Annotated in this window: 23 protein-coding genes, 1 tRNA gene and 1 pseudogene; 12 read left to right on the top strand and 13 right to left on the bottom strand. The window is 74.9% G+C overall.

Translation table 11 applies throughout. The annotated features are described in order from the left end of the window. Window positions 1-14 precede the first annotated feature (14 nt). Genes ECOMGDLI_RS35285 through ECOMGDLI_RS05220 form a run of 4 tightly spaced genes read right to left on the bottom strand, consistent with a single transcriptional unit; the run spans window position 15 to window position 4,938 of the window. A complete protein-coding gene (locus ECOMGDLI_RS35285; RefSeq protein ID WP_198954573.1) occupies window positions 15-536 on the bottom strand; it encodes a SigE family RNA polymerase sigma factor in 522 nt (173 codons plus the stop codon). After that, window positions 533-1,966 carry a hypothetical protein gene (locus ECOMGDLI_RS35280; protein WP_198954572.1) on the bottom strand — a complete coding sequence of 478 codons (1,434 nt, stop codon included), beginning with the start codon at window positions 1,964-1,966 and terminating at the stop codon, window positions 533-535. Before ECOMGDLI_RS35280 ends, ECOMGDLI_RS35285 begins: the two co-directional genes overlap by 4 nt. Window positions 1,967-1,987: 21 nt before the next feature. After that, window positions 1,988-4,336: a hypothetical protein gene (locus ECOMGDLI_RS05225; protein ID WP_088314686.1), complete on the bottom strand. Its 2,349-nt coding sequence runs from the start codon at window positions 4,334-4,336 to the stop codon at window positions 1,988-1,990. Beyond that, window positions 4,333-4,938, bottom strand: a complete 606-nt coding sequence (locus tag ECOMGDLI_RS05220) for a SigE family RNA polymerase sigma factor (protein WP_088314683.1) — start codon at window positions 4,936-4,938, stop codon at window positions 4,333-4,335. Before ECOMGDLI_RS05220 ends, ECOMGDLI_RS05225 begins: the two co-directional genes overlap by 4 nt. A gap of 259 nt (window positions 4,939-5,197) precedes the next feature. Between ECOMGDLI_RS05220 and nhaA the strand changes: the two genes are divergently transcribed. The 4 genes from nhaA to ECOMGDLI_RS05200 all read left to right on the top strand — a co-directional run bounded on the left by nhaA (window position 5,198) and on the right by ECOMGDLI_RS05200 (window position 8,742). Beyond that, window positions 5,198-6,514: a Na+/H+ antiporter NhaA gene (nhaA, locus tag ECOMGDLI_RS05215; RefSeq protein ID WP_088314680.1), complete on the top strand. Its 1,317-nt coding sequence runs from the start codon at window positions 5,198-5,200 to the stop codon at window positions 6,512-6,514. A 117-nt stretch (window positions 6,515-6,631) separates the two neighbouring features. After that, the gene (locus ECOMGDLI_RS05210) at window positions 6,632-7,021 is read left to right on the top strand and encodes a phage holin family protein (RefSeq protein WP_088290665.1); all 390 of its coding nucleotides are present in this window, start codon (window positions 6,632-6,634) and stop codon (window positions 7,019-7,021) included. Window positions 7,022-7,040: 19 nt separating this feature from the next. Then, the gene (locus ECOMGDLI_RS05205; RefSeq protein ID WP_088314677.1) at window positions 7,041-7,958 is read left to right on the top strand and encodes an alpha/beta fold hydrolase; all 918 of its coding nucleotides are present in this window, start codon (window positions 7,041-7,043) and stop codon (window positions 7,956-7,958) included. Window positions 7,959-8,172: 214 nt separating this feature from the next. Continuing rightward, complete coding sequence (locus tag ECOMGDLI_RS05200; RefSeq protein WP_158220904.1) at window positions 8,173-8,742, top strand: Hsp70 family protein; 570 nt, start codon at window positions 8,173-8,175, stop codon at window positions 8,740-8,742. Window positions 8,743-8,787: 45 nt separating this feature from the next. On the opposite strand, the gene ECOMGDLI_RS05195 is transcribed toward ECOMGDLI_RS05200, so the two are convergent. The 3 genes from ECOMGDLI_RS05195 to nth are packed head-to-tail and all read right to left on the bottom strand — an operon-like array spanning window position 8,788 to window position 11,428. Continuing rightward, on the bottom strand, window positions 8,788-9,969 hold the full coding sequence (locus ECOMGDLI_RS05195; RefSeq protein ID WP_088314670.1) for a MarP family serine protease: 1,182 nt from the start codon (window positions 9,967-9,969) through the stop codon (window positions 8,788-8,790). After that, window positions 9,966-10,661, bottom strand: a complete 696-nt coding sequence (locus ECOMGDLI_RS05190; RefSeq protein WP_198954571.1) for a CoA pyrophosphatase — start codon at window positions 10,659-10,661, stop codon at window positions 9,966-9,968. Before ECOMGDLI_RS05190 ends, ECOMGDLI_RS05195 begins: the two co-directional genes overlap by 4 nt. Next, window positions 10,658-11,428, bottom strand: a complete 771-nt coding sequence (nth, locus tag ECOMGDLI_RS05185; RefSeq protein ID WP_088314667.1) for an endonuclease III — start codon at window positions 11,426-11,428, stop codon at window positions 10,658-10,660. Before nth ends, ECOMGDLI_RS05190 begins: the two co-directional genes overlap by 4 nt. Before the next feature lie 257 nt (window positions 11,429-11,685). Here nth and ECOMGDLI_RS05180 point away from each other — a divergent pair, with 257 nt between their 5' ends. Beyond that, the gene (locus tag ECOMGDLI_RS05180) at window positions 11,686-12,213 is read left to right on the top strand and encodes a hypothetical protein (protein ID WP_088314663.1); all 528 of its coding nucleotides are present in this window, start codon (window positions 11,686-11,688) and stop codon (window positions 12,211-12,213) included. A 206-nt stretch (window positions 12,214-12,419) separates the two neighbouring features. Beyond that, window positions 12,420-13,097: a Crp/Fnr family transcriptional regulator gene (locus tag ECOMGDLI_RS05175; RefSeq protein ID WP_233153322.1), complete on the top strand. Its 678-nt coding sequence runs from the start codon at window positions 12,420-12,422 to the stop codon at window positions 13,095-13,097. Between the two features lie 13 nt (window positions 13,098-13,110). On the opposite strand, the gene ECOMGDLI_RS05170 is transcribed toward ECOMGDLI_RS05175, so the two are convergent. Further along, window positions 13,111-13,929 (bottom strand): MBL fold metallo-hydrolase, encoded by an 819-nt coding sequence (locus ECOMGDLI_RS05170; RefSeq protein ID WP_088314781.1) that lies wholly within the window; start codon window positions 13,927-13,929, stop codon window positions 13,111-13,113. Between the two features lie 20 nt (window positions 13,930-13,949). After that, window positions 13,950-14,864, bottom strand: coding sequence for an NUDIX hydrolase (locus tag ECOMGDLI_RS05165; protein WP_198954570.1), 915 nt, complete (start codon window positions 14,862-14,864; stop codon window positions 13,950-13,952). Window positions 14,865-15,132: 268 nt separating this feature from the next. On the opposite strand from ECOMGDLI_RS05165, the gene ECOMGDLI_RS05160 reads away from it, so the two are divergent. After that, on the top strand, window positions 15,133-15,840 hold the full coding sequence (locus ECOMGDLI_RS05160) for a MerR family transcriptional regulator (RefSeq protein WP_158220903.1): 708 nt from the start codon (window positions 15,133-15,135) through the stop codon (window positions 15,838-15,840). Between the two features lie 34 nt (window positions 15,841-15,874). Here ECOMGDLI_RS05160 and ECOMGDLI_RS05155 read toward each other — a convergent pair whose 3' ends face one another. Further along, the gene (locus tag ECOMGDLI_RS05155) at window positions 15,875-16,345 is read right to left on the bottom strand and encodes a RidA family protein (RefSeq protein ID WP_088314656.1); all 471 of its coding nucleotides are present in this window, start codon (window positions 16,343-16,345) and stop codon (window positions 15,875-15,877) included. Then, entirely contained in the window at window positions 16,342-16,503 is a 162-nt protein-coding gene (locus ECOMGDLI_RS05150; protein ID WP_088290672.1) for a DUF4177 domain-containing protein, read from the bottom strand. Before ECOMGDLI_RS05150 ends, ECOMGDLI_RS05155 begins: the two co-directional genes overlap by 4 nt. A gap of 139 nt (window positions 16,504-16,642) precedes the next feature. Here ECOMGDLI_RS05150 and ECOMGDLI_RS35275 point away from each other — a divergent pair, with 139 nt between their 5' ends. Next, window positions 16,643-17,647: an ArsA-related P-loop ATPase gene (locus ECOMGDLI_RS35275; protein WP_198954569.1), complete on the top strand. Its 1,005-nt coding sequence runs from the start codon at window positions 16,643-16,645 to the stop codon at window positions 17,645-17,647. Then, entirely contained in the window at window positions 17,644-18,852 is a 1,209-nt protein-coding gene (locus ECOMGDLI_RS35270; protein WP_198954568.1) for an ArsA family ATPase, read from the top strand. Before ECOMGDLI_RS35275 ends, ECOMGDLI_RS35270 begins: the two co-directional genes overlap by 4 nt. Before the next feature lie 258 nt (window positions 18,853-19,110). On the opposite strand, the gene ECOMGDLI_RS05140 is transcribed toward ECOMGDLI_RS35270, so the two are convergent. Then, on the bottom strand, window positions 19,111-19,440 hold the full coding sequence (locus ECOMGDLI_RS05140) for a WhiB family transcriptional regulator (protein ID WP_088290673.1): 330 nt from the start codon (window positions 19,438-19,440) through the stop codon (window positions 19,111-19,113). Window positions 19,441-19,804: 364 nt separating this feature from the next. Between ECOMGDLI_RS05140 and ECOMGDLI_RS36680 the strand changes: the two are divergent. Beyond that, a pseudogene (locus ECOMGDLI_RS36680) lies at window positions 19,805-22,221 on the top strand (penicillin-binding protein); the annotation flags it as partial. Between the two features lie 202 nt (window positions 22,222-22,423). On the opposite strand, the gene ECOMGDLI_RS05130 reads toward ECOMGDLI_RS36680, so the two are convergent. After that, on the bottom strand, window positions 22,424-22,900 hold the full coding sequence (locus ECOMGDLI_RS05130) for a GatB/YqeY domain-containing protein (protein ID WP_088314650.1): 477 nt from the start codon (window positions 22,898-22,900) through the stop codon (window positions 22,424-22,426). Window positions 22,901-22,940: 40 nt separating this feature from the next. Here ECOMGDLI_RS05130 and ECOMGDLI_RS05125 point away from each other — a divergent pair, with 40 nt between their 5' ends. Both ECOMGDLI_RS05125 and ECOMGDLI_RS05120 read left to right on the top strand, forming a co-directional pair. Beyond that, entirely contained in the window at window positions 22,941-23,960 is a 1,020-nt protein-coding gene (locus ECOMGDLI_RS05125; protein ID WP_369812717.1) for a metallophosphoesterase, read from the top strand. A 52-nt stretch (window positions 23,961-24,012) separates the two neighbouring features. Further along, window positions 24,013-24,086: transfer RNA gene (locus ECOMGDLI_RS05120), tRNA-Pro, on the top strand. Window positions 24,087-24,232: the final 146 nt, after the last annotated feature.

Genomic DNA, 24,232 nt, shown 5'->3' with positions numbered 1-24,232 from the left:
AGACCGCCGCGGGATCACCCACGATCTGCGGCCACCGGGTCCTGGAGCAGGACGAGGTCGGGGGCCAACAGGCGCAGGCGGGCCAGGGCGTGCCTCGTCTGGGACTTCACGGTGCTCACCGAGCAGCCGAGCACGTCGGCCGTCGCGGTCTCGGTGAGGTCCTCGTAGAACCGCAGCACGAGCACCGCCCGCTGGTGCGGCGTCAACCGCGTGAGCGCCTCCCCGACGGCCAGCCGGACGGCGGTCCCCTCCACCGCCGGGTCCGGCCCGCCGCCGTCGGGCAGGTCGTCCAGCGCGTCGGGGACGACGACGGGCCGCCGCTCCGAGCGTCGCCACGCGTCCACCCACACCGAACGGATCGCCTGCCGCACATAGGGTTCCGGGTCACCCGCGGCGGCGATCCGGCTCCAGCGCGGGAGCACCCGGGCGAGGGCGTCCTGGACGACGTCCTGCGCGGCGTCCGGGTCCGCGGTGAGCATCCACGCCAGGCGCAGCAGGGCCTGGCCGCGGGCCGCGACGAACTCCTCGAGCGTCACGGCACCGGCTCCTCGTCCATCGCGCGCCGCCGCGCCACCCGGACGACGAACGAGAGAAGGGACGAGACGAGGACGAACCCGACGACGGTGAGGAACTCGGGCCTCAGCACGACGTCCAGCACCGCGACGACGGGCGACCACCACGGGGACGCGGGCGCAGGGGTCGCGGCGACGCGGCTGCCCGCGGCGACGCTCCCGACGACGAGATCCACCACCGGTGCGCGGCCGCGGCCCTGCTGCGCCGCGACGAGCGCCGGCGACTGCGCGCCCGTGTTCAGGTCCACCTCGACGACGCGCGAGCCCGTCGCCGACGCGCGCGTCACGTCGTCGACGCGCACCCAGGCCCGGTCGTCCGCCCATGCCAGGAGGGTGGCGCCGGGGAGGCGGCCCAGCGGCACCGTCCGCGCGACCGCTCCCTGCCGGTCCACCTCGACCAGCCGGAGGTCGTCCGGCTCGCCGGCGCTCGTGGCGTTGTTCGCGTCGAGGAGCAGCTGACGGGCACCGTCCCTGCTGACGAAGCTCCGCGGGGATGCCACGAGCTCGGTCCGGGCCGCTCCGAAGGTCTTCTCCGGTGGCTTCGTCTCGTGCGCCGTGACCGGCAGCGGGTCGGCGCCCGGCCCGAGCCGACGACCCGCACCGTCCCAGGCGACGTCCTCGGTCGAGCAGACGCAGAGCAGGCGGACGGCGCGGCGGCCGACGTCGACCTGCCAGACCTGGCCCTCGATCGCCGCCGCGCCGCTCGCGGAGGTCCGGTCGGTACCGACGAGGATCGCCGACCCGTCCGGCGAGACGGACGTCCAGCCGACACCGACCTGCTCGTCGGGCGCACCGGTGAGCGCGACACTGTCGACGCGACCGGTGGAGACGTCGACCCACCGGACGACTGCTTCGTAGCGGATGCCGCTCTCGGCGGCCCCGTCGTCCCGGCGGACTCCGGCCCAGGCGACGATCCTCCCGTCGTCGCCGACCGAGAGCGCTCCGACCCCGCCGCCCGGCAGCCGCCGGTACTCCCCGCCGTCCGCGGAGACGAGCACCGGACCGATGACCGTCGAGGGCCCGCCCCACCCCAGGTCGGTGATCTCACCCGCGAGCACCAGCGCGACCCGCGCGACCGGGCGGTCGGTGACGCTCGGCACCACCCGCGGCAGCGGGTAGACCCGCTCCGGCAGCGCCCCCGGCCCGCTCGGCGTCGCCGCCGGCTGCGGTGCCCCGCGCAGCGCCCCGACACCCCCGCCGACCACCGATGCGACGAGCAGGACGGCGGCCGCGGCCGCGGCGACGAGCCCCCACCGGCGCACCCGGTCGCGGCGTGCGCTCCCGGCCCGCGCCCGGACGGCGGCCAGGTCCAGCCGGACGCCGGCCAGCGCCGCGTCGGCGGCGGCGTCGAGCCGGTCCACGTCGAGCACGGGCGCCGTGCGGTCGGCGGTCATGGTCCCCCCAGGAGGTCGGTGTCAGCCTCCTACACGTCGCGGGACCCGGATCCGGGTGGAACCCCGTCCGGCGCGTCGGGTGACGAACCACGTCCGGCCGAGCCCCAGCCAGACCAGGCCGCCCGCGATGGCGAGGATCCGGCCGAGCGCGGCCGCCTGCGGGGTGCCGAGCCAGGTCCACCAGTGCTCGGGCAGCCGGCCGTAGCCCATCTGGACCATGGCACCGTCGAACACGTCGACCGCGACGTCGGACGGTCCGACCGGCAGTTGCACCTTCACGTCCAGCGGGAGGACGCCGTCCAGCGTCGTGCGCTGGACGGGCGGCTCGACGGCCCGGAGAGCCCCTGTCTCGTCGACCGCCACCCACCCGTTCTCGTCCTTCAGCACCTCGGCCTTCACGACGACCTCCGCCTCCCGCAGATCGACGAGCGCCACACCGGGACCGGGGTCTGCGGCGTTCCACAGTGCGACCCACCGACCCGACGGGCTCACTGCGAGCGACTGCTGCACCCCCGGCTCACGGAAGGAGTTCGGGACGCCCGGCAGGTCGTCGAGGCGCACGAGCATCGCCGTCGCGGGGTCGAGGGCGTAGACACCGCCGCGCTGCGCGACCGTCGTGACGAACGCGAATGCGACGCGGACCGTTCTTGGCCGGCCCTGCGTGTCGAAGGCCCGCTGCGGCCGGACCCGTTGGTCCGCAACGATGATCGGGAAGACGGCCGGTGCCCTCGCGTCGGCCCGCGGCTGCTGCGCGGCCCACATCGGCTCGACGACAGCGGGTGCCGCCAGCAGGACGAGCCCGGCGATCGCGGCGATCCCGGCCGCGAAGAGACCGAGGGTCCGTGGCCGCACGAGCAGCCGCAGCAGACGCCGGACGCGGCGCCCGACGGGCCGCCACCACGCGTGGCTCAGGCTGTACCCGAGCAGCACCACCGCACCGACGACGACCGCTGTGCCACCGAGGAGGACGAGCACGTCGCGGGCGAAGGACGCGATCCGGGAACCGGACCCGTCGCTCCCGACCGGCGCGACGCCGGGCATGACCCGGCCGCCCGCCGCGACATCCCGGGCAACCTGCTGGACGAAGACCCCGTTCTCCCCCGTGGTGAGGGCCCGGTCGCGGCCGCCGGCGGGCAGCACGAGGTCGACGCGCTGCTCGCCGAGGTAGGCCAGCCCATCGGGGGGCGCGTTCCACCGAACAGTGAGCACGCCGGACGGGACGACGGCCAGCCCACGCACCTCGGTCGCCCGCCCGAGCGACGTCTTCCGAGGATCCCCGCTGCTTCCTCGGGCCAGCAGGGTGAAGGTGTCGGGCGGACCGGCGCTCGTCGGGTCCGCGGAGGTGACCCAGTAGGTCGTCGTCCCCGCGGCGTCGACGAGGATCGCCGGACCCACGAGGCCGATCGTGGACGTGCCCTCCGTGCGCGGGTCCGGCGGGAGGTCGACCGCCCCGAGACCCCCGAGTCGCACAACGGGCGCGCCCTCCTGCGTGATGCTCCCGAGACGCCCGTCCGCCAGCCAGGCGAGCGGCCCCTGACAGCGCAGACAGCGGTCGAGAAGGACGGGCGCATCGTCGCCGTCGACGAACGGTGACAGATCCACGAGGAACGCAGCCCCCACGGCGGACACGCCGTCGTAGGAGTCCCTGCCCCACACGACGAGCCGTCGCCCGGGAGCGTCGAGGTCCAGGCCGTCGACGGACGTGTCCGCGTTGAAGACGCTCGGCAACGTGACGTCGCCAGTCCGTCCCGTCGCGAGGTCGAGCACACGGACCCTCGCGAGCGCGCGCACCGGCCGCTCCCCGTCCCCCTCGGGCTTCGGAACGGCCCAGGCCAGCAGCCGGCCGTCGGCGGAGAGGACGCCGCTCTCGGCGCCCTCCGGCAGGCGCCGGTACTCGCCGCCGTCCGCCCCGACGACGTACCCGGCCTGGTCCGGGATGTTCCCGTCCCCGTTGGGGCGGCCTGCCACGACCAGGTACGCAGCCCGCGAGATCGGCTCGTCGGTGACGAGCGGCGTCGACGCCGGCGGCACGAACAACCGGTCCGGCAACGCGCCCGGCCCGCTCGGGGTCGTCGCCGGCTGCGGCCTCGACACATGCAGGGCCGGCAGCACCGCGAGCGCCCCGAGCACGAGGACCAGCGCCAGCCCGGCGAGCGCCGGCAGCACGAGCCGGGGGTGCTCCCGCACCGCCGTGCGGACGGCGTCCCGCACCGAGCGCGCGACCCGCAGCGGCAGGGCCGGCCGGTGCGCGAGGGCCCAGGCCTGCTGCGCCGCGACGAGGTCGGTGACGGCGGGCTCCGGCCGGTCCTCGGCGAGCAGGGTCAGCACGGCGCGGAAGTCGTTCTCCTCGAACGGGTCCAGGGCGTTCACGACGTCACCTCCTCGTGGTCCGGCGTGCGGGCGGGGGCGAAGACGGCGAGCTCGGGGGCGACGTCGCGCAGCCGCGCGAGCGCGTGCCGGGTCTGCGACTTCACGGTCCCGACCCCGATCCCGAGCGCCGCGGCGGTCTGGGTCTCGGTGAGGTCCTCGTAGAACCGCAGCACGAGGACGGCGCGCTGCCGGGGCGTCAGACGGGCCAGCGCCGCGGCGAGCACGAGCCGGTCGTCGACGGACGTGCTGTCGCCGGACCGCCGGTCGGCAGGTCCGTCGAGCAGCACGTCGGGCGACCCGTCGGGCGATCCGTCGAGCTGCCCCTCGAGCGAGGTCGTCACGACCCGCCGGGACGCCGTCCGCCAGGCCGAGACGTGCACCGTGACGAGCACCCGCCGCACGTACGGCTCCGGGTCACCGGCCGCGACGACCCGGGCCCAGTGCCGCGCGGCGCGCACGAGCGCGGTCTGCACGAGGTCCTCGGCGTCGTCCCGGCTGCCGGTGAGCAGCCAGGCGGTCCGCAGCAGCGCCGGACGGCGCGCGACGACGAACGCGCGGAAGGACTCCTCCGCACCGTCCGCCGCCGACCGCCGTCCGAGCACTGCCGTCCCCTCCCGCCGGGGCGCCGCGATGCGACACCCTCTCACCGCTCCCACGCCCCAGGGACGTGCCGCGGAGGGACCGTGGCGACGTGACCCCGGTCACACGCTCCCGGGTGAGCCGGATCTCGCCGTCTCACCCGGCAGCCGATCGTGATCGCCACGTACAATGGGTCACGGAGCGCCGGGAAGCCTGGTCGGCACGGACGACGTCATGCGTCGCCGTTGATGACCGCCCCGATCTCCGACCCAGGGAGCCTCCATGACCCTGCCCACGCCCGGACGTGCCGTCCGCCGCATCTTCGACAAGGTCACCGACCGCGAGCGCACGTACGTCGCGGACATCCTGCGCACCGAGACCGTCGGTGGCGCCCTCCTGCTCGCCGGCGCCCTCATCGCCCTCGTGTGGGCCAACTCGCCGTGGCGCGAGGGCTACTCGGCGATGCTCGGCACGACGCTCGGCCCGGCCTGGCTCGACCCGCTGCACCTGCAGCTCGACGTCGCGGCGTGGGCCGCGGACGGGCTGCTCGCGATCTTCTTCTTCGTCGCCGGGGTCGAGCTCAAGCGCGAGCTCGTCGCGGGCGACCTGCGCGACCCCGCCAAGGCCGCCCTCCCCGTCGTCGCCGCGATCTGCGGCGTGCTGCTGCCGGCCGGCGTCTACCTCGCCTTCGCGGCCGGTGAGCCCGGGACGGCGCAGGGCTGGGCGATCCCCGTCGCGACCGACATCGCGTTCGCCCTCGCGGTCCTCGCGGTCCTCGGCAGCCACCTGCCGACCGCGCTGCGGTCCTTCCTGCTGACCCTCGCGGTCGTCGACGACCTCATCGCCATCACGATCATCGCCGTCGCGTACACGAGCGACCTCGCGCTGCTCCCGCTGGCCGGTGCGCTCGTGCCGCTCGTGGTCTTCGCCCTCGTCGTCCGCCGCGGGATCACGACGCCCTGGCTCCTCCTCCCGCTCGCCTTCACGACCTGGGCCCTCGTGCACGCCTCCGGTGTGCACGCGACCGTCGCGGGCGTGCTGCTCGGCTTCGCGGTCCCGGTCGTCGCCCGCGCGGGCCAGGAGCACAGCATCGGCGAGCACCTCGAGCACGTCGTCCGGCCGCTCAGCGCCGGCGTCGCCGTCCCGGTCTTCGCCCTCACCGCGGCCGGCGTCACCGTCGTCGGCGGCGGGTTCGGCGAGGCGGTCCGCGACCCGGTGTTCATCGGGATCACCGTCGCGCTCGTGCTCGGCAAGGCCGTCGGGGTCCTCGGCGGCACGTGGCTCACGGCCCGCTTCACCCGCGCGGAGCTGTCCGACGACCTCGGCTGGAGCGACGTGCTCGCGGTGAGCCTGCTCGCGGGCATCGGCTTCACCGTGTCGCTGCTCATCGGCGAGCTCGCCTTCGGCGCGGGCAGCGAGCGCGACGACCACGTGAAGGCCGCCGTCCTCACCGGGTCGCTTCTCGCCGCCGCGCTCGCCGCGGTGGTGCTGCGCCGGCGCGACCGGCACTACCGCCTCATCGCCGAGGCGGAGGCCCGGGACGCGGCGGGCCCCGGGCCGTCGGGGCGGCCGGCCGGGCAGCCCGCCGGCCAGAGCTGATGCCCTCCCGCCCTGGCGGGCCCGCGATCACCCTCTAGGCTCGTACGGAGGGTGGTCCGGGCCCCCGGGCGCCGCCCGAAGGGTTCGGCCACGCCTCGTGCGGGCAGGGAGGCAGCCATGACGGAGCGCACGCTGGGCCAGCTCGTCGCCGAGGCGACGGCCGACGTCCAGGAGATCGTCCGGGCCGAGATCGCCCTCGCGAAGGCCGAGCTCGCACAGGACGCCAAGCGGGTGGGCGTCGGGGCCGGCATGTTCGGCGCCGCCGGGTACCTGGGCTTCCTCGCCTCGATCATCCTGACGATCTCGGCGGGCTACGGCCTCACCGAGGCCGGGCTCCCGGCCTGGGCGGCCTTCCTCGTGCTCGGGGTGGCCCTCCTGGTCGTCGCGGGGATCCTCGCGCTCGTCGGCAAGGGCCAGGTCTCGAAGGTGCGCCCGCCGGAGCGGACGATCCGCTCGACCAAGGCGGCGATCGCGGCGGTCAAGCCGGGATCCGCCCGCGTCGGATGACGCCCCCGGCGGCCGGCGGATGAGCGTCGACTCCTCCGAGGTGCTCGTCGACGGCCCGTGGCGGCACCGGTTCGTCGCGGCGAACGGCTCACGCTTCCACGTCGCGGAGACGGGGGACGGCCCGCTCGTCGTCCTCCTGCACGGCTTCCCGCAGTTCTGGTGGGCCTGGCGGCACCAGGTCCCCGCGATCGCGGCCGCGGGCTACCGGGTCGCCGCGATGGACCTGCGCGGCTACGGCGCGAGCGACAAGCCGCCCCGGGGCTACGACACGATGACCACGGCGGCGGACGTCGCCGGGGTCGTCCGCTCGCTCGGCGAGTCCGAGGCGGTCGTCGTCGGGCACGACTGGGGCGGCTGGGTCGCCTGGTCGATGCCGGGCCTGTCGCCGCGCGTCACCCGGGCCGTCGCCGTCGTCTCGGCGGCGCACCCGCTGCTCCTGCGGCCCTACTTCGCGGCAGCGCCGTTCCGCGGCGCCGACGAGCGCGCGGCCGCGGCCGCCGTCCTGTCGTTCCAGGTGCCGATGCTCCCCGAGCGGCGGCTCGCGCACGGCACCGAGGTCCGCGACCTGCTCACCGCGTGGGGCGGCCCGGGCTACCCGGACGCCGCGACGCTCGAGCGCTACGAGCGCGCCATGCAGGTGCCGTTCGTCGCGCACACCTCGCTGGAGTACCTGCGCTGGGCCCTGCGCTCGCGGTACCGGCGCGACGGACGCCGGTTCGCCGCCGGGGTGGACGTCCCGATCGAGGTCCCCGTGCTCGCCCTCGCCGGGGCGGACGACCGCTTCGTGCCCGCCGGCGCCGTCGAACGGTCACGGCGCTGGGTGGCCGGGCCGTGGACGCACGAGGTCGTCCCCGGGGCCGGGCACTTCCTCCCCGAGGAGGCCCCGGACGCCGTGACCCAGGCCCTGCTCACGTGGCTCAAGGGCCTCGACGCCTGAGCCGGCTCGTGCCTGCGCGCGCTCGAGCCGGCGCACGCGACCGGTCGTGGTGATCGGCCCGCCGATAATGTGGCGCAGCAGGGCAGATGTTCATCATCTGCTCATGTCACGCATCCGGGCCGGCCGTGACTCGTTCAGCGCTCGCGCACAGGGTCCATGCCCGGCCGGATGCGTTCGTTTCCCTTGTGCACCAGCAGCGATCAGGAGGGACTCCATGGGCAGGATGCCCACGTGGGCGTTGCGGGCGGACGCCGCCGTCGTCGTGATCGGGCTCGCCCTCGGGCTCGGGCTCGCAGCGTGCTCACGACCGAGCGGCGACCCGGATCCCGCCGTGCCGTCGGCGACCGGCCGCACGACCGGGGCGGTCGTGACCGACGCGGCCGCGACGGCGACGGTCGAGACAGCGGCGGCCGAGCCCCGGCCCGCACCGACGGTCCCGGTCCGCGAGGGCACGAGCGACGCCGACCTCGGGATCGAGCTCAAGGGCGGCACGTTCCTTCCGCTCATCGACCGGGGCACGGCCCTGCCGGCGAGCACCAGCGAGAACTTCACCACCGACGAGGACAACCAGGAGACGATCAAGATCGCGGTGTTCTACAGCGTCTCCGCGAGCCTCGCCGACGCCCGTCGCATCGGCGGCTACGAGCTGAGCGTGCCTGCGGCCCAGCCCAAGGGCGTTCCGCAGATCAGGGTCACCTTCGACGTCGACGCCGGTGGCGTCTTCCGGCTGACCGCCACCGACTCGGCCACCGGAGCGCCGGTGACGGTCACCGCACGGAACTGACCGGCCGGGTGCACCTCGGCGCCCGATCACGGCGCGCCGGGCGCGTCAGCCCGCCGCACAGCCCCCGGTCGAGACCGCGTCGACGGCGCCGATCCCGGCGTCGATGTCCGAGCGGGCCTCCTGCATCGTCAGCGCGTAGCCGGTGTTCGCGTCGTCGAGCGACTTCGCGAACACCACGCCGACAAGCGCCCCCTGGGCGTCGACGACGGGTCCGCCGGAGTTGCCCGGCTGCACCGTCGCGTAGAGCGAGTAGACCCGCCGCACCGCACCGGGCTTGCCGTAGATGTCGTCGCCGCTGGCCCGCAGCACCGACCGGACCCGGGCGGCACCGAGCACGTAGGGGCCGTTGCGCGGGTAGCCCGCGAAGGCGGCGTCCGCGCCGCGCGCGATGTCGGCCCCGATCGGCAGCGGCTTGGCGGACGCCGGCAGCCCCGGGACCGCGATGACCGCCAGGTCCCGCTGCGGGTCGAAGAGCACGACCTTGCCCGCGTAGCGCCGGCCCGTGCCGCCGAGCTGGATCTGCGGGCGGGTCACGCCCGCGACGACGTGCGCGTTCGTCACGACCCGCTCGGGCGCGACGACGGCGCCGCTGCCCTCCTGGGTCTGCCCGCACTTGCGCGCGTCACCGGTGATCTTCACCGTGGCCGCCTTGACCCGCTTGGCGACCGCCGCCGACACCGCGGTCTCGCTCGGCGGCTCGACGGGCGAGATCTGCTCGGGCCCGGCCCCGCTGAACACGCGCGGGAAGTCGCTCGCGGCGACGCTCTCCCGGAACCGGCTCGCGAGCGTGCTCGCCTTCTGCGGCATGAACGCGTCGATGCCCTGGAGCACGCGCGAGGAGCCGATCGCGCTGGAGACGGCCGGCACGCTGCGCAGCGCACCGCCGACGAACCACATGACGACGGCCGCCGCGACGATGCCCGCGACCGCGCCGAGCGCCTGGTCGACGTGCCGTGCCCCGCCCTTGGGCAGCTGGTCGCGCAGCCGGCCGCCGATCATCGCGCCGAGCACCTGCCCGAGCCAGGCGAGCACGAGGACGGCGGCCAGCACGGCGAACGAGCGCTGCGGCCCGGCCTCGAGCCGCTCGGCGAGCAGCGGGACGGCGAGGATGCCGGCGAAGGCCCCGAGCACGAACCCGCCGAGCGACAGCGCGCTCAGCGCGAGGCCCTGGCGGAACCCGGACACCGAGTAGGCCAGCAGGACGAGGACGAGGATGAGGTCGATCACGAGGCGTCGTCCCGGGGCAGGCTCATGGTCTCAACACGTGTGGCGTCCCACGGACGTTCCCATCCGGACAGGTGCAGCAGCCGGTCGACGATGCCCGCCGTGAAGCCCCAGACGAACAGGCCGCCGGCCCGGAAGCCGGGGCCGATGTACCCGCTCGGGTGCTGCCACCGGAAGCGGTTGGCCGGGTCGACGAGCTCGGCGACCGGCACCCGCACCACCTTGGCGACCTCGGCGGCGTCCACCGGCCCGACCGGGGACGGCGTCCGCCACCAGGCGAGGACCGGCGTCACCGCGAAGTCGCTCACCGGCAGGTAGAGATCGGGCAGGGTGCCCGCGACGACGACGCCCGCCGGGTCGAGACCGGTCTCCTCCTGCGCCTCGCGCAGGGCCGCACCGACCGGGCCGCCGTCACCGGGGTCGATCGCCCCGCCGGGGAACGCGACCTGGCCGGCGTGCGAGCGCAGGGTCGCCGAGCGCTCGGTGAGCAGGACGTCCGGCCCGTGCTCGCCCTCGGCGAAGAGCATGAGGACGGCGGACGTGCGCCGGTGCCCCGGCGGCGGGTGGAACCGGCTCAGCGCGTCGGCCGGGGTGCTGCCGATGATCCGTGCCAGGGGCTCGAACCAGTCGGGCCAGCCGCCGTCCGGCTGGTCCGCCCGGGACGACGGCAGGTGCTGCACGGGGTCGGCGGTCACGCGCGGTCACCGGCCCGCCCGCCGCGGCCGGCGCCGGCGACGAGCGCGGCCTCGGAGAGGGTGTGCTCGAACGCGGCGTCCTTGAGCAGCTTCGCGGCCTTCGCCGGGTCGGTCTCGCCCTCGCCGTAGGCGGGGCACAGCCGGGCGACCGGGCAGGCGCCGCACGCGGGGCGCTTGGCGTGGCAGGTGCGGCGGCCGTGGAAGATCAGCCGGTGGGACAGCATCGTCCAGTCCCGCTTGGGGAACAGCGCCCCGACCTCGGCCTCGACCTTGACCGGGTCCTCCTCCTCGGTCCACCCGAAGCGCCGCGCGAGCCGGCCGAAGTGCGTGTCGACGGTGATCCCGGGGACGCCGAACGCGTTCCCGAGCACCACGTTCGCGGTCTTGCGGCCGACCCCCGGCAGCGTGACGAGCTTGTCGAGCCGGCCCGGCACCTCACCGCCGAAGTCCGCGACGAGCGCGGCCCCGAGCTTCATGAGGGAGTCCGACTTGGCCCGGAAGAAGCCCGTCGACTGGATGATCGTCTCGAGCTCGGTGCGGTCCGCCGCGGCGTAGTCGGCCGCCGTCCGGTACTTCGCGAAGAGCACGGGCGTCACGAGGTTGACCCGCTTGTCCGTCGTCTGCGCGGACAGGATCGTCGCCACGAGCAGCTCGAGCGGGTTGCGGAAGTCGAGCTCGCAGTGCGCGTCCGGGTACCGCTCCCCGAGGAGGCTGTTGATCCGCCGGGCCCGGCGGGTGCGCGCCAGCGGCGTCTCGGGGGTGCTCACCCGCCCAGCCTACGATCCCCGGCGCACCCGCCGTCGCCCGTCCGGGTGGACGGCGCCGCCCCGCCGAGCGGGTCGTCGCCGCGCAACCGGGTGAGCGCCCTGCGCCACGGGGGTGGTGCGGTGGATCACCGCCTCAAGCGGCCCCCCGCCGCCGACGAACCCCTTCCTGCCGGCAACCCGCACCACGGGCGGACGGCGGACGGACGACCACGGACCTGCAGCACCCCGACGAGACGGGCGAACAGGAGGGACACGGCATGTCGGTGACACTGCCCGGCGGAACGACCCGGGACGACGCCCTCGACACGTACCACCAGCTCGTCGCCGAGCTGCGCGACGTCGAGCACTGGCGCCGCCTGGTCGCCGCCCGGCTCGACCTGGCCGTCGCGGCCGTCACCGACATCGACGAGCTCGCGAGCCACCCGCTGCCGGGCGGCTGCCCGCCGCCGGTCGACCTGCGCGGCCTGCTCGGGATCCCGCACGTGGAGGACGCCTGCACCGAGGCCGCGGTCCTGCTGCGGCTGCGCGCCGCCCTCGACGAGCTCGACGCCTACGCCTGCGCCCTGCGGCCCGGGGTGAGCGCCGCGGCCCGCGCGGCCGGCGTCCCGCGGGCCCGGATGGCGGTCGCCCCGGCTCGCCCCACGAACCCGCCGTCCCGGACAAGGGCGTCCAGGGCGGCGTCCGGCACCCGTCGGACGCCCCGGCTCGCGACCGCCGAGAACGGCGTCGAGCGGTTCCGGCCACGCCTCGTGCCGCCCCCGCGGCCCGCCGCCGACGCCTCCTGACGCACCGACACGCCGCCTGCGGCCGCGGGTGGCGAGAGGTCCGATTCATCCGTTCCCGTGGGTGCACGCACCCCTCCGAGCGGGTGAGCGGGCCGGATCTGCGGCACGCGGTGTGACCCCGCCCACCCGGCGGGGCGTCCGGTGCGGCAGACTGCGTCCTGGCACGCCGGGGGCGGAACCCGGCGGACGGTCGCAGAGGAGGAGCGGTGGACGACGACGTCGTGCGCCAGGCGCCCTTGTTCGCTGCCCTGGACGAGGAGGCCTCCTCGGCCCTGCGCTCGACCATGACGCAGGTCGAGCTGGGCCGTGGCGAGATCCTCTTCCACGAGGGTGACCCCGGGGACCGCCTCTACGTGATCGTCGACGGCAAGGTGAAGCTCGGGCGCGCCTCGGGCGACGGCCGGGAGAACCTCCTGGCGATCCTCGGCCCCGGCGAGATGTTCGGCGAGCTCAGCCTCTTCGACCCGGGCCCGCGCAACGCCACCGCGACCGCGGTCGCGGACACCACCCTCATCGGCCTCGGCAGCGACGACCTCGGGTCCTGGCTCGACGGCCGCCCCGACGTCTCCCGGCAGCTCCTGCGCGCGCTCGCCCGCCGGCTGCGCCGCACGAACGAGGCGCTCGCCGACCTCGTCTTCTCCGACGTCCCCGGCCGCGTCGCCAAGGCGCTCCTCGACCTCTCCGAGCGCTTCGGCCGCCCGACGGACGACGGGCTGCGCGTCGCGCACGACCTCACGCAGGAGGAGCTCGCCCAGCTCGTCGGCGCCTCCCGCGAGACGGTGAACAAGGCCCTCGCGGACTTCGCGTCCCGCGGCTGGCTGCGCCTCGAGGCCCGCGCGGTCGTCCTCCTCGACATCGAGCGGATGCGCCGCCGCGCCCGCTGACCCGCCGCCCCGGTCAGACCGGGGTAACGCCCAGGTACTCCAGCTGGGCCCGCACGCTGAGCTCGGCCGCGGGCCAGACGGCGCGCGGCACGTCGGCGTAGACCGTCTCGACGACCTCGCGCGCGCTCGTCGCGCCCGCGGCGACGGCGGCACGCACCTGGTCGAGCCGCTCGGCGCGGTGCGCGAGGTAGAACGCGACGACGTCGGCGGGCAGCACGTCCGGCACGGCGAGCACGGGCCCGTGCCCCGGCAGGACCGCGCCGACGCCCTCGTCGCGGAGCAGCGCCTCGAGCCGGCGCAGCGAGGCCAGGTAGTCCGCGAGCCGGCCGTCGGGGTGGGCGACCACCGTCGTGCCGCGCCCGAGCACGGTGTCCCCGGTGAGGACGGCGGGCGCCTCGTCGTCCGTGCGGAGCACGAAGCACAGCGAGTCGCTCGTGTGGCCCGGCGTGGCGACGACGTCGAGCCGGCCGCCCTCGAGGTCGACGGTGTCCCCCGCGGCCAGTCCCTCGGTGCCGAGCCGGTAAGCGGGGTCCAGCGCCCGGACACCGGCCCCGCAGGCCCGCGCGAAGGCCGCCGCGCCCTCGCTGTGGTCGGCGTGCCCGTGCGTGAGCAGCACGGCGGCGACCGTCGAGCCGCGGGCCGCGACGGCCTCGTGGACGGCACGCAGGTGCGGCTCGTCGTCCGGCCCCGGGTCGACGACGACGCACGGCCCGCCCGGCCTGCCGAGCACCCACGTGTTCGTGCCGTCGAGCGTCATCGGCGAGGCGTTCGGGGCGAGCACGCACAGCGCCGCCGGGCCGGCGGCGCCGCCGGTCCAGGCGCCGGTCGGCATCCGCGCCGGCGGCCGGGCGCTCACGGCCGGACCCCGGAGAAGTCGGTGGCGTCCGGACCGGTGGCACCGTGGGCCGGGTCGCCGTACGCACCCCCGCCGCGCCCGTCGAGCACGACCTGGACGACGACCCCGCCGTCCGCGGCCCGCACGGCCCACGGCATGACCGGCGAGATCGCCCGGGGCGTGGCCTGCAGGGCCGCGACGTCGGGCGCCGCGGCGAGGTCCTCGCAGCAGACGATCGTCGGCGGCAGCATCGCGGCCTCCCCCGTCCGCCAGCGCCGCACCGCCTCCCGCGCGGGGACCCACTCGGCCCGCTCGCCCTCGCCGCCGAGGTCGTGCGCGGTCTGCTCGGGCGGCATCGGCACGAGGAAGAACCGGGTGTCGTAGCGGCGGACCTCACCGGGCGGCGTCACCCAGCGGGCCCAGGCCGCGAACCGGTCGGCCCGCAGCACGAGACCGTTGTCCCGCAACAGGTCCGGCAGCGTCGTCGAGCCGTCGAGCAGCGCGCGGCGGGCGTCGTCCCAGCCGCCGGGCAGGCCGACGACCGGGCCGCCGCCGGGCGGTGACGCGAGCAGGACGCCGCACTCCTCGAACGTCTCCCGGACGGCGGTCACGGCGAGCGCGCGGGCGGCGTCCGGCGGGGCCCCGAGCGCCGCGCCGAGCACCGCCGGGTCCGGTCCCTCCCAGGGGACGGCCGGGTCGGCGTCGGCGGCGTCGGTGCGCCCGCCCGGGAAGACGTGCATGCCCGCGGCGAAGACCATGCTCCGGACCCGGCGGAAGAGGAAGACCTCGACGCCGTCGGCGCCGTCGCGCACGAGCATGACGGTGGCGGCGTCCCGCAGGAGGGCCGGCCCGGCAGGATCGCCGCCCGCGCCGGGCCCGGCTCCGGTGAGCTGGGCCGCGAGCGCGGCGGGCGCCGGGAACTGTCGGATCACGGGTGTCGCTCCTCGTCGTCGACGCCCTCGTCGACCTCGTCCGGGTGAATCATCAGCCTGCTGACAGATGATGATCGCCACCTGCTACTGTCTCGGACTCACGGTAGCGAGTGCCCCCGCCAGGGGCACCGAGCGTGAGCCCGGCTGGCCGGTACTGCACCCGGTCCGCCGTAGCAGTGACAGCCGGTTCGCAGAGCACGGGGTCCGCCGGCTGCAAGGTTCCGCGGCCGGGACGACCCGGTCGCGCTGTCACGGGGACGTACCACGCATGGGGGACGAGACGCGTTTCTCCCTCGGGGAGCTGGCCAGAGCGGCCGGGATGACCACCCGCAACGTCCGGGCGTACCAGACCCGCGGGCTCATCCCACCGCCGCTGCGGGTCGGTCGCCGGTCGGAGTACACGACGCACCACCTGGAGCGGCTGCGCGCCATCCACCGGGCCAGGGCCCAGGGCGCCACGCTCACGCTCATCTCCGACTGCCTCTCGCGCGGCGACACGATCGACCTCACCCGGCTGCCGTCGTCGTCCGCGCACGAGTGGCTGCCCGGCCCCCGGGTCTCGGCGGACCTCACCGAGGCGGGGACGAGCCGGTCGCGGGTGCCGCAGCAGCAGCGCGGCGCCGACCTCTCGCCGCTGCTCGACCGGGCCCGGGTCGCGGACGACCCGGCGGTCCTCGCGATCGTCGAGGACCTCCTGTCCGCGGGCGTGGTCGCCCGGCACGGACGGCGGATCGTCGCGGGCCCCGGCCTCGTCGCCGCGGTGACGGCGCTGCACCGGTACGGCCTGCCCGTCGGGCTGTGCCTCACGGTGGCGCTGCGCGCGGCCGAGGGTGCGGCCGACCTCGCGGGGCGGTTCGGCACCGAGGTGACGTCCGGGACGCCCGAGGTGGTCGACCACGTCGCGGACCTCGCGTCCGGGGTGCTGCGCGGCGTGCTCTACGGCGCGCTCGCGGAGCGGGCCGCGGCGACCGGCTGACCGCCCCCGGCTGACCGACGGCGGCGCGGGCGGGTCAGCGCAGCCGCGCGACGACCTCGATCTCGACCGGGGCGTCGAGCGGGAGCACGGCCACCCCGACGGCGCTGCGCGCGTGCGGGACGCCGAAGACCTCGCCGAGCAGCACGCTCGCGCCGTTCGCCACCGCGGGCTGGCCGGTGAACGACGGGTCGCTCGCGACGAAGACGACGACCTTGACGATGCGCTCGACCCGGTCGAGGTCGACGACCGAGCCCAGCGCCGCGAGCGCGTTGAGCGCGGCGACCCGCGCCAGGCCCGCGGCGTCGGCGGGCGGGACCAGCCCGGGCCCCTCGCCGACCTTGCCGGTCGCCGGCAGCGCGCCGTCGACGAAGGGCAGCTGGCCGGACGTCCACACCCGGTCGCCGTCCAGCACCGCCGGGACGTAGGCCGCGACGGGTGCGGCCACCGGCGGCAGCACGATGCCCAGCTCTGCGAGCCGCGCCGTCACGCCCTCGGCGGGGCTCACGGCTTCGGTCGCTTGAAGTAGGCCACCAGGCTCTCCCCGCCGGTCGGGCCCGGGACGATCTGGACCAGCTCCCAGCCCTCCTCGCCCCAGTTGTCGAGGATCGCCTTGGTGTTGTGGATGAGCAGCGGTGCCGTGAGGTACTCCCACTTCTGCGACATGGAGCGCACCCTACTGCCCGGCCGGCGGGCCTGCGGCCGGAGCCCGGCGGGCACGCGTCCGGCACCCTGCCGGCACCCGTCCGGGGGCACCGGCCCCCTCCACCCGGCGGTCCCGGCGTGAGGTCTATACGCTCGTCAGGTGCCCCCCACCGAGCCGAGCTCCGACACCGACTGGGACGGCGTCCGGCTCCACGTCGTCACCGGCAAGGGCGGCACGGGCAAGACGACCGTCGCGGCCGCGCTCGCCCTGGCGCTCGCCGCGGGCGGCCGCCGGACCCTGCTCTGCGAGGTCGAGAACCGGCAGGGCATCGCGCAGCTCTTCGACGTCCCCCAGCTGCCGTACGAGGAGCGCAAGATCGCCGTCGCCCCCGGCGGCGGCGACGTCTTCGCCCTGGCGATCGAGCCCAAGGCCGCTCTCCTGGAGTACCTCGAGCTGTTCTACCGGCTCGGCCGGGCGGGCAAGATGCTCGAGCGTCTCGGCGCCGTCGACTTCGCGACGACGATCGCACCGGGCGTGCGCGACGTCCTGCTCACCGGCAAGGTCTACGAGGCCGCGCGCCGCCGCGGGAAGACCGGGCCGGTCTACGACGCCGTCGTCCTCGACGCACCGCCCACGGGCCGGATCACCCAGTTCCTCAACGTCAACGAAGAGGTCGTCGGCCTCGCGAAGGTCGGCCCGGTCCGCAACCAGGCCGGCTCGATCATGAGCCTGCTGCGCAGCCCGCAGACCGTCGTCCACCTCGTGACGGTGCTGGAGGAGATGCCGGTGCAGGAGACCCAGGACGGCGTCGCCCAGCTGCACGAGGCCGGGCTGCCGGTCGGCGGGGTCGTCGTCAACATGGTGCGCGACCCGGTCCTGCCGCAGCGCAGCCTCGCCGCCGCCGCGAAGGGCCGGCTGGACCGCGCCGCGGTCGTGGCGGGCCTGGAGGCCGCCGGGCTCGGCGGCCGCTCCGCGACCCTCGTCGACGGGCTGCTCGCGGAGGCCGGCGAGCACGCGCTGCGGGTCGCGCTCGAGTCGGCCCAGCGCAAGGAGCTCGCGGCCCTCGAACGACCGGTCTACGAGCTGCCGGCGCTGTCGGAGGGCATCGACCTCGGTGCCCTGTACGACTTCGCCGAGGAGCTACGGGAGCAGGGCATGGCGTGACCGAGAAGCGAACCGCCCGCCCCGCGAAGACCTCGTCCGGACGCCGCAGCGCCCCGCTAGACGTCGACGCGCTCCTCGACGACCCGGCGACGCGCGTCATCGTGTGCTGCGGCTCCGGCGGCGTCGGCAAGACCACGACGGCCGCGGCCCTCGGCCTGCGGGCCGCCGAGCGCGGACGGCGCGTCGTCGTCCTGACGATCGACCCGGCCCGCCGGCTCGCCCAGTCGATGGGCCTCGTCGAGCTCGACAACGCACCGCGCCCGGTCAAGGGCGCGGACACCGCGGCGGGCGGCTCGCTCGACGCGATGATGCTCGACATGAAGCGGACCTTCGACGAGGTCATCGAGGCGCACGCGACCCCGGAGAAGGCCGAGCAGATCCTCGCGAACCCCTTCTACCAGGCCCTCTCCAGCTCCTTCGCGGGCACGCAGGAGTACATGGCCATGGAGAAGCTCGGCCAGCTGCGCACCCGGGCCGAGGCCGCGAAGGCCGCCGGCCGCACCGACGAGGCGTGGGACCTCATCATCGTCGACACCCCGCCCAGCCGGTCGGCCCTGGACTTCCTCGACGCCCCGCAGCGGCTCGGCTCGTTCCTCGACGGCCGGTTCATCCGGATCCTCTCGGCACCCGCCAAGGCCGGCGGCCGGGCCTACCTCAAGGTCGTCTCGCTCGCCGTCGGCACCGCCGGCAACGTCATGACGAAGATCCTCGGCGCCGGCTTCCTCACCGACGTCCAGACGTTCGTCTCGGCGCTCGACACGATGTTCGGCGGGTTCCGGGAGCGGGCCGACCGGACCTACCGGCTGCTCCAGGCCGAGGGGACGGCGTTCGTCGTCGTCGCGGCCCCCGAGCCCGACGCCCTGCGCGAGGCCTCCTACTTCGTGGAGCGGCTCGGCGCGGAGCGGATGCCGCTCGCGGGGCTCGTGCTCAACCGGGTGCACGTCGCCCTCGCCGAGGACCTGTCCGCCGACCGGGCGGCCGCCGCGGCCGAGGACCTCGACGCCACCGGCGGTCAGGCCCTCACGGCCGGGCTCCTCCGGGTGCACGCCGACCGGATGCGGCGGCGGGACCGGGACCGGTCGCTCGCCGTCCGGTTCACCAGCGCCCACCCGACGGTTCCCGTCGTCGAGGTGCCGGCGCGGGCGGAGGACGTCCACGACCTCGAGGGCCTGCGCGCCGTCGGGGCCGACCTCTCGAAGGGCTGACCGCCGCACCCCGCCCGACGGCCGGGCCCGGTGGCGCACGCAGGAGAGCGCCGGCCCCGGCCGGATGCGGTCGTTCGCCCTCACCACGACCGATCCCGGCGGAGCCGGCGCTGCTACCCCCCGCCCCGGTCGCGGACGACCGGGACATCTACCCCTGCTACCCCTGCGCGACCACGCCCCAAACGAGCGGCGTGGGGTGGCATCGCCTCCCGGGCGACGCCACCCCACGCCGTCGTGAGAGGTGGTGCGTCCTTCAGATCAGCCGACGAGCCGCGACGCGCTCTCCTCGCGCGAGGCGGCGATGGCCACCACGCGCTCGTGCTCGTCGCGGGCGATCTCGAGCAGACGACGCCACGACTGGACGTTCGGGCGGCGGCGCAGGAGCGCACGACGCTCGCGCTCGGTCATCCCGCCCCAGACACCGAACTCGACACGGTTGTCGAGCGCGTCCGCCAGGCACTCGGTGCGCACGGGGCAACCCATGCAGACCGTCTTGGCCCGGTTCTGGGCAGCGCCCTGGACGAAGAGCGAGTCCGGGTCGCTGGTCCGGCACGCACCCCGCGACGCCCAGTCGTACATGTTCACCATCAGAAACTCATTCCTCCCGTGTGCCCCCGGTCAGGTCCTGCCTCGCCCCCGAGGAGGACCTGACTCGAAACCCTAGGTGACCGTCAGTGGTGCGGATACGGGCCAGACGGATGATTGTGCCTGGACCGAACTGGCGATTTCTCACCGTGCGTCACTGGTCAACCTCTATCGGTTCATGCCTGGTCGCCCCCCGGTGACCCGACACCAAGCCACGGATCCTTGCGGGCATCCCGGGACCGGCGCAACCCCGACGGCGTGTCGCGCGTCCTCCGGCTGGCAGGTCATGCGTCACCCGACCGGAGCAACCCGCGGGAGCACGTAGGCTGTCATCCGTTCGGTCCGCACCGCGAGGAGCAACCAGAGCATGCGAAGCACCTCCGCAACGGCCGCCCGCGCCCTGGCGCTCCTCGGCTCGTTCGTCGTCGTGAGCGTCCTGGTCGGGGCCCTGGGGGCGGGTCTCTTCCTGCCGGCCGTGGGGGCCTCGGCGATGGCCACCCGCTCGGGCGTCGACTACTTCAACAACCTGCCGACGGACTTCGAGAGCCCGCCGCTGTCGCAGGCCTCGAAGATGTACGCCAACGACGGCAAGACCGTCATCGCGACCTTCTTCGACGAGAACCGCGTGCTCACGCCGCTGAAGTCGATCTCGCCGACGATGCAGACCGCGATCATCTCGATCGAGGACTCGCGCTTCTACGAGCACGGGGGCATCGACCCCAAGGGCGTCGTCCGGGCCGCGGTGAACAACCAGTTCGGCAGCAGCGGCACGCAGGGCGCCTCGACGCTGACGCAGCAGTACATCAAGAACGTCAACATCGAGCGGGCCGTCATCGCGAACGACGACGCGGCGTACAAGGCCGCCATCGCGCAGACCCCGGCCCGCAAGATCACCGAGATGCGGCAGGCGATCGCGCTCGAGAAGAAGATCAGCAAGAACCAGGTCCTCGAGAACTACCTGAACATCGCCTTCTTCGGGAACAACGCCTACGGCGTCGAGGCCGCGGCGCGGTACTACTTCCGCACCTCCGCCGCCAAGCTCAACGTCGAGCAGTCGGCCCTGCTCGCCGGGCTCGTCCAGCAGCCGTCGCGGTACAACCCGTTCAAGGACGCCAAGCTCGCGCAGGCCCGCCGGGACACCGTCCTGCTGCGGATGCTCCAGCTCGGCAAGATCGACCAGGCGCAGTACGACAAGGCCAAGGCGATCCCGGTCTCGAAGATGCTCAAGCGCACGCCCGTGCGCAGCGGCTGCGTCAACGCCTCGAAGCAGGCCCACTACTTCTGCGCCTACGTCGAGAAGCTCATCCAGATCGACCCGGCGTTCAAGGCGCTCGGCAAGACCGAGGCCGACCGGCTCAACACCCTCAAGCGCGGCGGCCTGAAGATCTACACGACCGTCGACGTCAAGACCCAGCTCGCAGCCTGGAAGGCCGTCAACAAGTACATCCCGTACAACGACAAGAGCCGGGTCGCGACCGCGGCGGTCACCGTGGAGCCGGGCACCGGCAAGGTCATCTCGATGACCCAGAACCGGATCTACTCCCCCGACCGCAAGCCCTCGTCGACGGTGCTCAACTACAGCGTGGACAAGGAGCTCGGCGGCTCCAACGGGTTCCAGAACGGGTCGACGAACAAGCCGTTCACGCTCGCGACGTGGCTCAAGGCGGGCAAGTCGGTGTACGCGTACGTCGACGCCTCCCAGGACGTCCGGCCGTTCAGCGACTTCGAGTCCTGCGGGTCGCCGCTGCGCTCGAGCCAGCCCTACTCGTTCGGCAACGCCGGCGACGGCATCGGGTCGGGCTCGATGAGCGTGCTCGACGCGACCCGGAACTCGGTCAACACCGCGTACGTCGACATCGAGTCCCAGCTCGACCTCTGCGACATCGCGCAGACCCAGATGAGCCTCGGCATGCACCTGGCGTTCCCGCAGAACGTCTGCGGGGCCAAGGGCGCACCGGTGACGTCGAAGATCCCCGCGTGCATCCCGTCCCTGACCCTCGGGCCGAAGGAGGTCGCGCCGCTGACGGTGGCGGCCGCCTACGCCGGCTTCGCGGCCGACGGCAAGTACTGCGCCCCGCGGGCCATCACGAAGATCACCAAGCGGTCGAACAACAAGGACGTCTCCGTCGCGGTCCCGGGTCTGTCGTGCAAGCAGGCCTTCAGCGAGGACGTCGCGCACGGCGTCACGTTCACGCTCAAGCGCGCGTTCATCGACGGCACCGCCGCCCGGCTCGGCCGCCAGCCGTTCCCGGCGGCCGGCAAGACCGGGACGACGAACCGCTCGCTCGACACCTGGTTCGCGGGCTACTCCAAGCAGCGCGCGACGGCGGTGTGGGTCGGCAACCCGACGATCTACGAGAGCGGACGCCGCAAGAACCTGCAGGGCGTGACGATCAACGGCCAGGGCTACCGGGCCGTGTACGGCGCGACGCTGGCCGGCCCGATCTGGGTGCAGATCATGCGGACGGCGCAGGCCGGGCTGCCCGACAAGGACTGGCCGCGCCCGCCGGCGAAGATGCTCCGCGGCGAGAGCGTGGGCGTCCCGGACGTCAAGGGCCGTTCGATCGGCACGGCCCGAGCCATCCTCGAGGGCGCCGGGTTCAAGGTCTCCATCGGATCACCGCGCGACTCCAAGGTGCCCGCCGGGTACGTCGCCGAGACCTCGCCCGGTGGCGGGTCGCGGTCGGCCCGCGGCGCCCGGGTCACGATCTACCCCTCGACCGGCCGCGGTGGCAACGACGGCGGCAACAACGGCGGCCGGATCGGCGAGACCGCAGGGTTGGTNGACCGGGCCTCGTAGGTGGCGGTAACAACAACGGCGGCGGCAACGGCGGGGGTGGCAACAACGGGAACAACAACACCCCGGTGATCACCAACCCTGCGGTCTCGCCGATCCGGCCGCCGGGCGGCTGACCACCGAGCACCACCCTCGTGCGGAAGGCCCGCCCCGACAACGGGGCGGGCCTTCCGCGTGGAGGCGGGTGCGTCAGCCGGCGAGCGCGGCCCGGACCAGGGCGGCGACCCGGCCGCCCTCGGCCTGGCCGGCGACCTTCGGCTGCACGGCCTTCATGACCTTGCCCATGGCCGCCATCCCGGTGGCCCCCTCCGCGGCGACGGCGGCCACGGCCTCGGCGACGATCGCGGCGAGGTCCTCGTCGGACAGCTGCGCGGGCAGGTACGTCTGGAGCACGGCGAGCTCGCCCCGCTCGCGCTCGGCGGACTCGGCCCGGCCGGCGTCGGCGAACGCGGTCGCCGCCTCGCGACGCTTCTTCACCTCGCGGCCGAGCACGGTCACGACCTCGTCCTCGCTCAGCTCCCGGGCGGACGTACCGGCCACCTCCTCGGAGCGGACGGCGGTGAGCGCCATCCGCAGGGTGGCGGCGGTGAGCTCGTCGCGGCTGCGGATCGCCTCGGTGAGGTCGGACTGCATACGGGCCTTGAGGCCGGTCGGGGTGTCGGACATGAGGGCATCCTCCCACCGGGGCCGCGCCGGGCTCCCACGACTGTCCGCGCCGACGCCGCGCTTCGGGGACACTGGTCCGGTGCGCCCGACCCTGCCCCTCGCCGTCCTGGCCGCCGGCGCCGCCGGTCTCGCCTACGCCACCTACGAGGCCCGGTCCTTCACGCTGCGCCGCTTCGTGCTGCCCGTGCTGCCGGCGGGCAGCGCCCCGATCCGGGTGCTGCACCTGTCCGACCTGCACCTGGTCCCCCGTCAGCACGACAAGCTCGCCTGGGTGCGCTCCCTCGCGGCCCTCGAGCCCGACCTCGTCGTGTCGACCGGGGACAACCTCGCGGCCATGGACGCCGTCCCCGCCGTCCTCGAGGCGCACGGCGACCTGCTGACCCGGCCGGGGGTCTTCGTCCTCGGCTCGAACGACTACTGGGCCCCGCGCCGCAAGAGCCCGGCCCGCTACCTCCTGCGCAACGGCGGCCCCAAGCTGCTGGGCCGCCGGCTCCCGACGTCCGACCTCGTCGACGGCTTCCGGGGCGCCGGCTGGCTCGACCTGACGAACCGCCGCGGCAGCCTCACGGTCCGCGGCTCGCGCCTCGACTTCGTCGGCGTCGACGACCCGCACCTCGGGCTCGACCGCTACGACCGGGTCACCGGCCCGGCGGACCCGACGGCGACCCTGACCGTCGGTGTCATGCACGCCCCGTACCGCCGGGTCCTCGACGCGATGACGGCCGACGGCGCCGAGCTCCTCCTCGCCGGCCACACGCACGGCGGCCAGCTCTGCCTGCCGGGCGTCGGCGCGCTCGTGACGAACTGCGACCTGCCCCGCCGTCAGGCCAAGGGGGTCTCCCGCTGGCCCGCCCGGCCGGCCGCGGGCGGGCTCCCGGGGACGCCGGACCCGCGGCCCTGGCTCCACGTCTCCGCAGGTCTGGGCACCAACCCGTACACCCCTGTGCGCTTCGCCTGCCGCCCCGAGGCGAGCCTGCTGACCTTCGTGCCGACCGGCGCCGCGGACGCCCGCACCGAGGACCTGGCGGACGCCTGGGCGGTACCGGCCGGGGTGTCCTAGGGAACCGGTTTCGTGCCACGGCACGCCCTCGGCTATGCTTGCGACGCTCCACCGGGGTGTGGCGCAGCTTGGTAGCGCGCTTCGTTCGGGACGAAGAGGTCGCAGGTTCAAATCCTGTCACCCCGACAATGCGAGAGGCCCGGTCCGCCAGGACCGGGCCTCTCGCATTGTCGGGGTGACAGGTTTGGGAGGAGCGTCCGGGACCTGCGACGAAGGAGCAGGACCCGGCCGCGACGGGTCCTGTCACCCCCACCTCCTCTATCGGCCCACCC

The sequence above is a fragment of the Kineosporia sp. R_H_3 genome (assembly GCF_002198675.1).
GTDB lineage: Bacteria > Actinomycetota > Actinomycetes > Actinomycetales > Kineosporiaceae > R-H-3.
This window is presented reverse-complemented; position numbering and strand designations above follow the sequence as displayed.